The organism is Bartonella sp. B23 (genome assembly GCF_053793815.1).
Genome location: NZ_CP200033.1, coordinates 1,228,412 through 1,241,295 on the forward strand (window position 1 = coordinate 1,228,412; position 12,884 = coordinate 1,241,295).

At 36.8% G+C, this 12,884-nt stretch carries 8 protein-coding genes; all 8 read left to right on the forward strand.

Going from position 1 to position 12,884, the window contains the following annotated elements:
- The first annotated feature begins 277 nt into the window (after window positions 1-277).
- Complete coding sequence (locus V4B17_RS05415; protein WP_455479159.1) at window positions 278-1,786, forward strand: BID domain-containing T4SS effector; 1,509 nt, start codon at window positions 278-280, stop codon at window positions 1,784-1,786.
- A gap of 343 nt (window positions 1,787-2,129) precedes the next feature.
- A complete protein-coding gene (locus V4B17_RS05420) occupies window positions 2,130-3,758 on the forward strand; it encodes a BID domain-containing T4SS effector (RefSeq protein ID WP_455479160.1) in 1,629 nt (542 codons plus the stop codon).
- Window positions 3,759-3,912: 154 nt separating this feature from the next.
- The gene (gene traG / locus V4B17_RS05425; RefSeq protein WP_455479161.1) at window positions 3,913-5,832 is read left to right on the forward strand and encodes a Ti-type conjugative transfer system protein TraG; all 1,920 of its coding nucleotides are present in this window, start codon (window positions 3,913-3,915) and stop codon (window positions 5,830-5,832) included.
- A gap of 572 nt (window positions 5,833-6,404) precedes the next feature.
- Window positions 6,405-8,003 (forward strand): BID domain-containing T4SS effector, encoded by a 1,599-nt coding sequence (locus V4B17_RS05430; RefSeq protein WP_455479162.1) that lies wholly within the window; start codon window positions 6,405-6,407, stop codon window positions 8,001-8,003.
- Between the two features lie 742 nt (window positions 8,004-8,745).
- Window positions 8,746-8,916: a hypothetical protein gene (locus V4B17_RS05435; RefSeq protein ID WP_455479163.1), complete on the forward strand. Its 171-nt coding sequence runs from the start codon at window positions 8,746-8,748 to the stop codon at window positions 8,914-8,916.
- A gap of 334 nt (window positions 8,917-9,250) precedes the next feature.
- The gene (locus V4B17_RS05440) at window positions 9,251-10,234 is read left to right on the forward strand and encodes a BID domain-containing T4SS effector (RefSeq protein WP_455479164.1); all 984 of its coding nucleotides are present in this window, start codon (window positions 9,251-9,253) and stop codon (window positions 10,232-10,234) included.
- A gap of 304 nt (window positions 10,235-10,538) precedes the next feature.
- Window positions 10,539-11,222, forward strand: coding sequence for a BID domain-containing T4SS effector (locus V4B17_RS05445; protein WP_455479165.1), 684 nt, complete (start codon window positions 10,539-10,541; stop codon window positions 11,220-11,222).
- Window positions 11,223-11,499: 277 nt separating this feature from the next.
- A complete protein-coding gene (locus V4B17_RS05450; RefSeq protein ID WP_455479166.1) occupies window positions 11,500-12,804 on the forward strand; it encodes a BID domain-containing T4SS effector in 1,305 nt (434 codons plus the stop codon).
- The last annotated feature ends 80 nt before the right edge of the window (window positions 12,805-12,884 follow it).

Genomic DNA, 12,884 nt, shown 5'->3' on the forward strand with positions numbered 1-12,884 from the left:
CTCTCTAAGAAAGAAGGAAATACATTATAGCATTAATAAACAAAGGGAATTTTACATCATACCCTATTAAAAAATGAAAGTAAGGCACAATGAAACATGTAAAAATGAAGGAGAAATACACTACAAAGCAATTGGTATAGCCAAGGATGAATAGTAATATATTTGAAGGACTAATAATTCATTCTGAAATACTTCAAATCTGGAAACATACGCGAGGGGAAGCATTTTACTTAAAAATTTAATACTCTTGTAAACAACGTTATATTATAAGGAGACAATGATGCCAAAAGCAAAAGCAAAAACAAAAGGAGTCCCCTCACCCCATCACTATTTTTACCCTGGCAGTGACGTTCTCAAAAACAAGCATGGAATAAAAGACTCAAATGCCTTTCTGAAACAATATTCACATGATATAGAAAAAGGAGTGGCTCGTCTGCGTGATGAACCCGCACCAGACTGTTTTGATTCCTCCTATTTGTGCCATGTTCATAAAACATTGTTTTCTGCAACATTCGAATGGGCTGGGCAACTGCGCAATGTCCCGTTCATGTTTGAAGATGGTACCACTGCTGCCATGCCAGAAATAATAAGAATGGATTGGGGAAATGTTTTTGCAACCGGTGATGAAATTCAAATTGGCCTACAAAGACTGGATCAAACGCTCTTTGAAAATAGCAATTTTCAGGGTTTATCGCGCAAAGAATTTGTTGACCAAGCGGCAAGATTATTTGCTTCTCTTCACCGTACCAAGCCTTTCGTAGCAGGCAATCAACGTACACGAGAAATCTTTTTTGAAAAACTTGCTCAATCGGCAGGCTATCAGCTTGATTTTTCTCTCTCAGATAGAAATTCTATAACGCTTGCAAGTATTAAGGCAACAGAAGAAGGCGATCTAAAACCTTTGAGAGATTTATTTGAAAATATCTCCAATCCGGAAAAAATATCTGTTTTAAGGGAACACACGGACTATAAAAAAACGCAACAAGAAGGACTTGTTAGCTCTAAACAGCCGGAAACTTTAAAACATAGTGATACACCTGCCTTTACAGTCCAAACAATTGAAAATCATGAAAATATTCTCATTCCAGGGAGAAAATTATCTTCTCTACGGAAAAGTGAAGTTTCTGAAATGATAAAAGAAGATGCCTGTGTATGCACAAGCCGAGAACAAATTGAGATTTTATCAAGAATTGTTTATGGCAACTCCAAAACGTTGGACGAAAAGATGGTACGGATTCTTGAAGATCCATCATGTGCTCAAGAACTTGCCAATCGGATTGAAGCAGCGCCTGGCTCTGTTGCCAGTCTTGCAGGTATCAGTTTCTGTGGACTGAAAAATCGGACGCGTAAAATAGCTGAAAGCTGTAGTGACATGCTCGCTCACGCAGTTGTAAATTTTTCGCATGCCATAAGATATGCTGAGAACGAAATTAATAAAAATCATCAAAACGAACAAAGTCGCTCTGAGACAGCAGTTAAAATGCCAAGCAAAAACTTGCAAGATCTTCTTGCTTTATCAAAAGAAATGCAGACAACGATCTTAAAAAACTCTTCTATGCTGCAAAAAGAACTCAATGATTTTGTAAAAATTGTTAATAATCGTCTCTCTTCAGATGAGAAAAAAGCAATCAAAAATGGTGATTATAAGGAACTCGCTGAAATTATGGCTGTAACAGGAGATAAAGCAAAACAAATTACAGATGTCGTTCAGAAAGCTAAAGAATTACAACAACAATTCCAAATGCGTACAGTGAATATCTCGAAATCGCTTGCCATAGCCAGCTAAAGAATATGAGTAACTGCTCCTTCATTTAAAAATATGTGGATAAAATGTGTTGTAACGCTCTTCTTTGGAAAAAAGGAAATGCGCTGTATCCTCAATAAATGAAGGGCATTTACACCATACCTTACTAAAAAAGGAAAGTAAGAAACAATGAAATACAGAAAATACTGCAGGCATCTATTACAACAGTAAAAGAATTAGAACAATACCACGGAAAAGTTTATATAGCTGTCAGTGCCTGTCCACTTGAAAGAAATACATTTTCCCTAAAACGCTTTACATCTTAGAATGATACACGAAAAGTTTAACGCTCCTAGGGATCCGATCACATTACAAGGAGGTCATTGTGCCAAAAGCAAAGTCAAAAACAAGATGGAGCCCCTCACCCCATCATTATATCTATCCTGGTACCAACACACTCAAAAATAAATATGGAGAAAGGGATTTTAAACTTTTTCTGGAGAAGTGTTTGCATGATACAGAAAAAGCAGCCAAGATTTTGCGTAAAGAATCGCTGCCAGAGCATTTTGATTCCGCTTATCTGTGCCATATTCATCACCAATTGTTTAAGAGAACATTTGAATGGGCTGGAAATATCCGTACTGTTCCCTTCACATTTGCAGATGGCAGTGTTGCCGCTATGCCAGAAATGAAAAAAGAAGAATGGGGCAATACTTTTGTAGCCGATGAGAAAATCATCGAAAACTTACAAAGATTAGAGAAAGCGCTTGCCGAAAAAAACAATTTGCAAGATTTAACGCGCAAAGAGTTTATCTCTGAAGCAGTGAGAATGTTTATCTCCCTCAAACGTATACACCCATTCATAGATGGCAATGAACACGCACAACAATTCTTTTTTGAAAACCTCGCCAAAGCAGCAGGACATCAACTTGACTTTTCACTTATAACAAAGAAGCGCATGATGGCTGCCGACATTGAAGCAATGCAATATGGCAATCCAGAGCCTATGCAACATATATTTGAAGATATCTCTAATCCGGAGAAAATATGTATCTTACAAAAATTCATGAACCACATGACAGATCTTGGGCGCGATATTAATGATCATTCTGTTATAGTTGCAAAAGAAGATATAACTTACATGGGCATCTATAGAGATGTTGATTTTGATAGCTTTATGCTCGATGCACAAGGTATTTACATTATCTGCAATAAAGAACATCTCACACCAGAACAAATAAAAACATTAAAACCCGGTGATACAATCACTTTTACAGCCCCAAAAGCTGAAGAATTTGAAAACACGCTTATCCCAAAAGAAACATTAGCACCTTTATCAAAAATGGAAATGGCCGAAATGGTTGCGGAAAACGTCCATGTCCAAACAACTCGCAACCGAATTAAAAATTTGTCAAAAATTATTTATGGCAGCTCAGAAACATTAAATAAACAGATGATGGATATTATTAAAAATCCCGAATTAAACCAACATCTTATTGATCAGATTGAACACTCTCCTAACTCTATTTCTCCTCTTGCAGGGTTTGATTTTCTTTGCTTTAAAAGTCGAACGCGCGCAAATGCTGAAGAGCATGTTAGTACACTTCGTACGGCCATTATAAGTTATACGTATACTGTAGAATATGCGTATCATGCGATCACTCAAGAACATCAGATCGAACAAGAACGCCGCGGAAAGTCAGTAAAAAAGCCAAGTAAAAACTTGCAAAATCTTCTTTGCTTATCACCAGAAAAACAGAATGAAGTCTTGTCTCAATCTCCTTTGCTGTATAAAGAGCTTCACAATCTTGTACGCAATCTAGAGCATCGTCTTTCAGCAGATGAATATCGTGCGATCAAAAATGATGATTATAAAACACTTGCGCAAAGCATTGGTGTGTCAGAACAAAAAGCACAAGAAATTACCAACATTGTTCAGAAAGCCAAAGAAACATATAAGCAAAATTACACACGTACACTAAAGCACCAAAATGTACTCGCTATAGCCAGTTAAAAGTATGAGGTACTTTATTTTTATTTAAACGTTTATGAATGAGGATATTTTAATTCTTCACCGCTCATGAAAAAGGGGTATTTGACACCATATTGCCTATTTTGAAGATATCATTTTACAGCGTTCCACAGTAGAATCGAAAGTTAAGACAAAAATGAAATATACAAAAACGCAACTGGCACTTATTTTGATGCCTATCGCTTTGGGTGCTTTAACAATATTTCTTGTTCCTCATTTATTATCATTTATAATAAGTGATCTTGAGAGAAATCAAATTTATTGGTACCTCCGTTCAAAACCCTTAATAGTATTGACGCTGATTTCTTCTGTTTCGTTATTTTATAGCCTCTCACAAAAACTACACCTGCGCAAATCAATCACACGTGTCTCAGCTATCTTTTTTGCGATCACAGCTTTTTACTATATTTTCGGTGAAATAAAACGTTTAAGCCCCTACGTTGGTCAACAAGGGATAACCTGGGATTATGCTCTCCAGTTCATGGATCCTATGGTTATCTTTGGTGTCGTCATCGGCGTTACCCTTTTAGCAATTCAATTCATTACAACCATTCCGCGCACAAACAAAGCCAAAAGGGCAAAAAAAGGGATTTTTGGTGATGCCTCATGGATGAATTTACGAGAGGCAGCGAAAATTTTTCCCGCCAATGGTCAAATTGTTGTTGGCGAGAGATACCGTGTTGATCAAGACAGTGTGTGCAAAATTCCTTTTTCTCCTGGCAATAAAACAACATGGGGAAAAGGCGGAAAAGCGCCCTTACTCACCTTTAATCTTGATTTTGGCTCAACCCATATGATTTTTTTTGCCGGTTCTGGTGGGTATAAAACAACAAGTACAGTGGTTCCCACATGTTTAACATATCCAGGCTCTGTTGTTTGTCTTGATCCTTCAACCGAAGTTGCACCAATGGTTAAATTTGCTCGGAAAAGAATGGGCAACAGAAATGTTATTGTTCTTGATCCAAATTCAATTTTAACAAAAAATTTTAACGTACTTGATTGGCTTTTGGATGATAGCGTACCACGCACACAACGTGAAGCCAATGTTGTGGCTTTTTCCAAATTGCTTATCACTGATAAAAAGTCAGAAAATTCTTCGGCAGAATATTTTTCAACACAAGCACATAATCTTTTAACAGCTCTTCTCGCTCACGTGGTATTTTCTGATGAATATGAGGACAGTGAACGCAACTTAAAAACATTACGCGGAATTTTGTCTCAATCCGAAACTGCTGTTGTAAATCAATTACGCATGATCCAAGAAACAACACCTTCTCCTTTTATCCGCGAAATGGTTGGTATTTTCACGGAAATGGCAGAACAAACTTTTTCAGGGGTCTACACAACCGCATCAAAAGACACCCAATGGCTTTCTTTGTCTAATTACGCTGATCTTGTTTGTGGTGATGATTTTGCATCCTCGGACATTACAAATGGAAATACAGATGTTTTTCTTAATCTTCCTGCAAGCATTTTAAACAGTTATCCAGCAATTGGACGAGTAATTATTGGCGCCTTTTTAAATGCAATGATTACAGCTGATGGAAACTACAAAAAGCGTGTTTTGTTTGTCTTGGATGAAGTTGATCTTCTTGGCTATATGAATATATTAGAGGAAGCGCGTGATCGTGGTCGTAAATACGGTACATCCTTGATGCTCTTTTATCAATCCTCTGGTCAGTTAGTCAATCACTTTGGCGAATCTGGCGCGCGATCATGGTTTGAAAGCTGCTCCTTTGTGAGTTATGCCGCCATTAAAGACCTTCAAACAGCCAAGGATATTTCAGAACGTTGTGGTCAAATGACAGTTGAAGTAGCTGGCATAAACAAATCAAGAGGTATATCTTTAGGAAGAAGTTCTTACAACATCAACTATCAACAAAGAGCGCTGATTTTACCGCACGAAATTATTCAAGAAATGCGTCAAGATGAACAAATTATTCTTATGCAAGGACAACCTCCTTTGCGATGTGGTCGAGCGATCTATTTTAGAAGAAAAGAAATGTTAGCAGCTGCTGAAAAAAACCGATTTGCCCCACAAGCAAAGAAAAAATGAAAAACACTCTCTTATGCGTATTGAGCATCAAAACAATAACAGCGGTATAAAAGATACACGTTCTCTTTCATAACAGCTCATTAAAAAAAAATTCTATATGAAACAACAAAAAAAATCCTTAATTGTTGTTTTTACTCTCGTGTATACCATCATTTTTTATAAAGAGTCTCCAACCAATCAAATAATTAATGGCATCTAATATCCGCATTTTAAAATCCATAAAAGATTTTTTGAATACAGATTTTTTGAAGGAAACGTGGTTAGAAGTCTTGCCATTTTCGACAATAATAAATCAGGAGTGAAGAGCGCAACAGAAAGCACTTATATAAGAAAATAAACAAAAAAACATATATAAAAACGACCTGCGTGAATCATTCTCGTATTTCACACACGAAAAAGGTATTACACAAGTACCATAAAGCGGTTGATACAGCCAGAAATCCTTGCATATTCAAAGCATAACGCTCGCCCCCTGAGCCCATGAAATCTCAAAAAATGTACGAAAGGAAACTTTCTATACAAAAAGTTTAGCACATTTTCATCGACTGTCCTATCCTATAAGGAAAGAATACATGCTAGAGAAGAATTATCTATATAAAAAGAGTACAACATTAAAAAATAAATATAGCATTAAAAACCCACAAAAACTTCATGAACGCTGTACTCACGAAGCAGCCAGAGCAGCAGTAAATTTTCGGTATGAACCACCACCCAAAAAATTTGATGCCGCCTATTTGAAATTAATTCACTGGAACCTCTTCCATAAAAGTTTTGAATGGGCCGGACAAACCCGCGATACCCTCTTTACATTTGAAGATGGCAGTTCAGCGCATATGCCAGCAATGCGACCTGTAGGCCACGAGATTCCTTTTGCTGTCGGGCCACAGATTAAAAAAGAGCTTCAGAAATTAGAGAAAATACTCAGCGCAAAGAATAACTTACAAGGCTTATCGCGCAAAGAGTTTGCTGAAAACGCCGCTGAAATCTTTACGCTGCTCAACCATATACATCCTTTCAGAAAAGGCAACGGACATACACAACGAATGTTTATGGAAAAAATTGGGCAAGCAGCAGGCCATGCCATTGACTTTTCTTGTATTACAAAAAAACGCATGATGGTTGCCTGTATTGAAGCAATGCAGTATGGCAATTCAGAACCGATGCAACATCTCTTTGAAGATGCCACTCATCCGCAAAAATCACTCATTTTAAAGGAATTTATTTCCCAGATGAAAAATTCGGGACTTGAAACAATCAGCAATCATATGGTTATCGCAGCAAAAGAAGGTGTGTCTTATGATGGTATCTATAGAGGTTGTTCAGCGGAAGGTTTTGTTATAGAGATGGGGGATTTTTTTGTCGTTGGTCACAAAGATGATCTGCCACCAGAACAAGTTAAAACACTAAAAGAGGATGATTATATCTCGTTTCAAAAGTCCAACGTTCAAAACTTACAAGAAATACTAATCCCCCCAGAGATATTAGCACCCATCACGTCTGAGGAATTGTGTACAAAGATTGCAAACGATCCTTATGTTCAAATAAACCGAAAAGAAGTTGAGCGTTTGTCAAAGATTGTTTATGGCAACCAACAAGCCTTAACTGTAAAAATGGATATGATAAATGAAAATCCGAGCTTGGGGAGAGTATTTGCCAATCAAATTGCTCAAAATCCTCAATCAATCTGTAAACTTGCAGGCGTAAAAATACTTTGCATGAATAATTCAGCTCGCAGAAATGCTGAAATGGCAGTCCCGCATCTAAGTAAAGCGCTTAAAAATTATGTTATTACAACACAACAAGCAAAAGAAGAAATTCTAGAGCAACACCAAAGAGAACAAAATCGTCTTGGAAAATCTGTCAAAAAACCAAAGAAAGAATTGCAAAACCTTCTTACCCTACCACTACAAAAACAAAGAGACATTCTTTTTCATTCTGTATCACTGCAAAAACAGCTCCATTTTTTTTGGTGCCAATTGCAAAATCGTTTATCAGCAGAAGATCGTAACGCCATAAAAGAAAATGATTGTACAAAACTTTCTCACCTTCTTGGCATATCAGAAAGCAAAGCAAAAGAAATTTCTCAAATTGTAAAACTAGTGAAAGCAGCACAATCTGAAGTACGCTCTTTCAGAGTTAATCGTAATCCATGTATGTCTCTTACTGATTAAACATTGGGTATGATTTTATTTTTCATCTGATCTTTTAATGCGAATCTCCTCATGTAAATTAAGCTAAAGGATGTTGCGCAATGTTATGGAAAACCCTGATCATAATGGACCACATCATTTTATACAATGCATTAATAAAATACCATTTAAAAAAACTGTACTAAAAACAAAAATGCCTATTATAGTAAGCGAAAATAGAGAAAGATTTTTTAGAGATCATTTTAAGTAACATTCTTCTCCGTATAAAAATTATCAAAGCATAAAGAAAATGGAAAATGTTCCGAAGAAGTTTTCTAAATTAAAAAACCTAAAAGAAAAAAGCATGAAAAAAATCATCCCTCACAGCATTCAATAACCCCAGTAGAGATATATGCATAGGTTAATAAATTAGGAAAGGTACCACACTTAAATCAACCAAAGGAAACTGTCTACGCGGATATTAATGTAGGAGAACCCAATGGCAGATCCCGCTCAGAGGAAACAATACGTGCAGACACTACTTCAAAAGGCATAACACCGCCTCTTACGAAAAAACAGCTTACAAGCAAGCCTAAAAAGAACATAAACACTCAACACAGTGAAAAAAGAATTTGTGTCTCATGGTCTCTTGTTAAAATCTTGAAGACCATAGGCTACCTGCAGATAAAAAATACTTGGCGTAAAAAGTCCGGCTCGCAAAGCAACTGAAGAAAATTTTATCAGCCTGTGTGGAACTTTTGATAAACATGCACGGGATATGAAAATGCTAGCCGAAGAAATGATGAATCCTGATTATGCAGAACATAAAGAGCTCCAGAGAAAAGGTACAATTAGATATTGTTATCATCCCACAAAAAAACAACAAGCTGTTGGAGAACAAGGCGTACAACAATGCAAACATGCTCCTAAAAAAGGAATGGCGACAGCTATGTAAGCGTGCATAATGTAAAAATGCGCAAGATTTTGCCTTTAATCTAATCTCTTGGTGTAAGCGATTTAATCTAGATTACGCCAAGAGTGGGTGAAGAATATCACAGAAAATATCTATCAAAAGTATATACTTGTAATTTTATGCAACTTATTAGTGAAATATCACAAAAAAAATGTATTTAAAACACAAATTCTTATTACAGTGGGCGAGAATAGCAAGAAGATTTTTTTAGAGATTATTTCAAGAACATTTTTCTTTGTACAAAAACTATCAAACCATAGAGAAAACAGAGAATGTTCCGGAGAAGTTTTCTAAATTAAAACTAAAGGAAAAAAGTATGAAAAAAAATCATCCCACACATCATACAATGAACCCAGAAGAGCTATATGCAAAGGTTAATAAAACAAGAAAAGCACAGCATCCAACTCATCCAGAGGCAAATGTCCGCACAGGTGCTAACACAGAAAAAACCCGTGGCACATCCCCCTCAGAAGAAACTATCTACGCAGATATTAATGTAGGAGCTTCCGGCAGCAGAATCCGCCCAGAAGAAACTATCTATGCAGATATTAATGTAGGAGCTTCCGGCAGCAGAACCCGCCCAGAAGAAACTATCTATGCAGATATTAATGTAGGAGCTTCCGGCAGCAGAACCCGTCCAGAAGAAACTGTCTATGCAGATATTAATGTAGGAGCTTCCGGCAGCAGAACCCGTCCAGAAGAAACTGTCTACGCGGATGTTAATGTAAGAGAGCGCACTGGCGCACAGCTCCAAAAGGAAATGGCACATGCAGGCGCCAGAACGCAAAGTACAAACAAACCTCTCACGCCAGATTATATAGCCGCACAACTTTTAAAAGATCCAGCTGTCCAAGCCAGTATAGAAAGAACCAAAGAGTGGAGCAATATTGTCTATGGCAATGATCATGCTCTTGATAAACATCTTTTTAAGATTCTTCAAGACCCTAAAACAGCACAAGATATCACGTGGGACATTGCTCAAAATCCTGAGAGCCCTGGCCAACTTGCGGGTAAAAAAATACTTGGCATAAAAAATCGAGAACGCCTACACGCTGAAGATGCTTTTTCCTCCCTCCATAATGCTCTTGAACAATATGCATCTGTTGTAACACAGGCACACAAGGGCATTGTACAGGAACATGGAAGACGCCATAGTCATGAAAGAGGAGAAAACCGAGAAGAACAACACTTAGAACACAGAGCTCATCGTCACAAAGGAGAAAGACAACAAACTGCTGGAGAACAAGATGTACAACAACAAAAACAGATTTCTAAAAAAGGAATGGCTATGGCTATGTAGGCGTGCATAATTGTAAAAATGCGCAAGCTTTTGCCTTTAATCTAATCTCTTGGTGTAAGTTATTTGACCTAAATTACACCAAGAGCTGGGGAGTATTACAAAAATAGCTCTCATAATTTTATATAAATAATTGATAAATTTCATAAAAAAGCTGTATTAAAGACATAAATGTTGATTAAAATGGTTGCGAATAGTGCGGATTGTTTGGAAGTTATTCAAATCAATCTTGTTCTTTAAAAACATAAGATGAAATATGCACTAAAGGCATTTTCTAAATTAAGAAGCCTACAAAAAGGAAGCAAGCATGAAAAAGAGGCGTCCTGTCTATAAACAACTAAACGAAGAATCGTCACATGCAAAGGTTAATGAGCCAAGGAAAGCACATCATTCACATCTCTCAGAAAAAATTGTCCGCACAGGTTTTAATACGCAAGAGCACAATGGTAGACAATATTTGAGGGAAAACGTTTACACATATATTGCTCCACAATATAGAGGAGAAAATTATCTTTCAGGTGAAGCAATTATTCGCAGAATTAAAAATGACGAGTTTGTGCAAGCATTCAGAGAAACAACCAGTTATTGGAGTAAGGTTGTTTTTGGTAGATCGAATGTTTTAGAGAGAAGAATGGACAATATTCTCAAAAATCCTGATATGGGAGAACAACTTTCACGAGACATACTAAATAACCCTCATTCTGTTCACAATCTTGCTGGCTATAATTTTTGCGGCTTTAAAACGAAAGCACGCAAAAATGCTGAAAAAAATCTAGTACAATTGTGTAGTGCTCTTGATGCATATACAGGTGTTGTACAACAAATAAGAAAACAGCTAACATATACCCGTAGTGCAAAAGAAAAGCATCTTGATTTACAACCAGAGAATGTTGCACAATACCTTCACAAAGCACCAGAGAAACAACAACATTCTCAACAGCAAAAGATGCAGTCACGCGGACATGCTCTTCCCCAAAAAGTGGTCATGTAAGCGTATATAATCATAAAAATGCGCAAGATTTTGCCTTTAATCTAATCTCTTGGTGTAAGCGATTTAATCGAGATTACGCCAGAAATTGGCGGGGGGTGTTGCAGAAAGTATCTATCAAAAACAGTTCCTATGATTTTATGCAATTTGTTTATAAATTCACAAAAAAGCTGCATTGAAAACATAAATTTTAATTAAGACAGTTGTGAATAGATAGGTTCTTTGGAGATCATTCGAATTGATATTTTCCTTTGTATAAAATTATTGAAAGGAAACATGCATGAAAAAAAATCGCCCGTCCCCTTCTTCACGTATTTCAGTGCAAGAACTTGTAAAATACTATGAAGAAGTTTCCAGAAAATCATCTGAAGAAGAAAGCCGCCATGCGGCAGGTACTTCCAAAAAAAAACAACACACTCCTATAAAAGAGAACAAAAAATCCTTATTTTTAGAAGAAAATCTTCCATCCAGCAGTACAGAACATACGCATGCTTCAGTTATTACCCCGGGTTCAACAGAAGCTTTAATGAAAAAAAAGTTACTAAAAGAGAACAACAAGAGGCAAACCATGTACAAAGCAACTGCTTCAAAAGATACAACCCCCCCCCTCTCGCAGGCAGAAGTTACACAACTAATTGCATATGATCCATGGATTATAGAATATCAAAGAGAAATTTCCTATTGGTGCAAAGAGGTTTTTGGAAAAAAAGATATTTTGCAGAAACAAATTAATGAAATTCAAAAAACCCCTCTCCTATGGAAAGATCTCTTGTGGCAACTTGAGGAGAATCCTAAAAGTATTCATGGATTTGCTGGTATAAATGTATGTGGTATAAAAAATAAAACACGCAAAAATGCTGAAAGGAATTTGACTATCCTGTGTCAAATTGTTGGTTGTTACGCAAATGCTGTAGAAAATGCAAAAGAAAATCTCTTTCGGTTTCCACAGGAACAATTAGAGCGCTATGAAAAAATCATAGGCAGTGAAGAAATGTCAAAAATCTTACAAAGTCAACATTGTTCTGAAAAAGGAGGTGAAACACTTACAAATACAGAAGTTACCCATATAGCTCGACAGAATTCAATGGTTAAAACACATCAGGCACAAATAGCACATTTGTCCGGCGTTGTTTTTGGAAAACCAGATATTTTGCAAGGAAGAATTGAAAATATATTGACAATTCCCTCTAAGGGATTTGGACTCATACGACAACTTGAAGTAGACCCCAGCTCTTTGCATAAACTTTCCGGTATAAGCATGTGTGGATTTAAAAGTAACGCGCGCAAAAATGCTGAAGCACATATTCCACAGCTGGTTGACTCTATTAACAATTTTATGGATGTTGTCAAACAAGAAAAAGAAAATATTTTGCAAAATCATCAGGCACAACAAGAACAGATTGAATCGTCTGAGAAATTCGTGAAATCCTTGCATAAACAACAAGATTTATCGAGATCTTCTGAGAGCTTATCAGCAGATCAGCATCATGAAGTTCCTGGAACTTCTGGGCATACCCATGAAAGAACGCAAAGCGCCAAACTGCGCAAAACTCTAGGAACAAAAGCATTTGCCCTTGCCAGCTAAATGCACACAAGGTAGGCTTTTGGCTCCTAATCGGATTGATTGGTGTAGATCCCTGTAAGACGGTTTGTGCCAAAAATGTT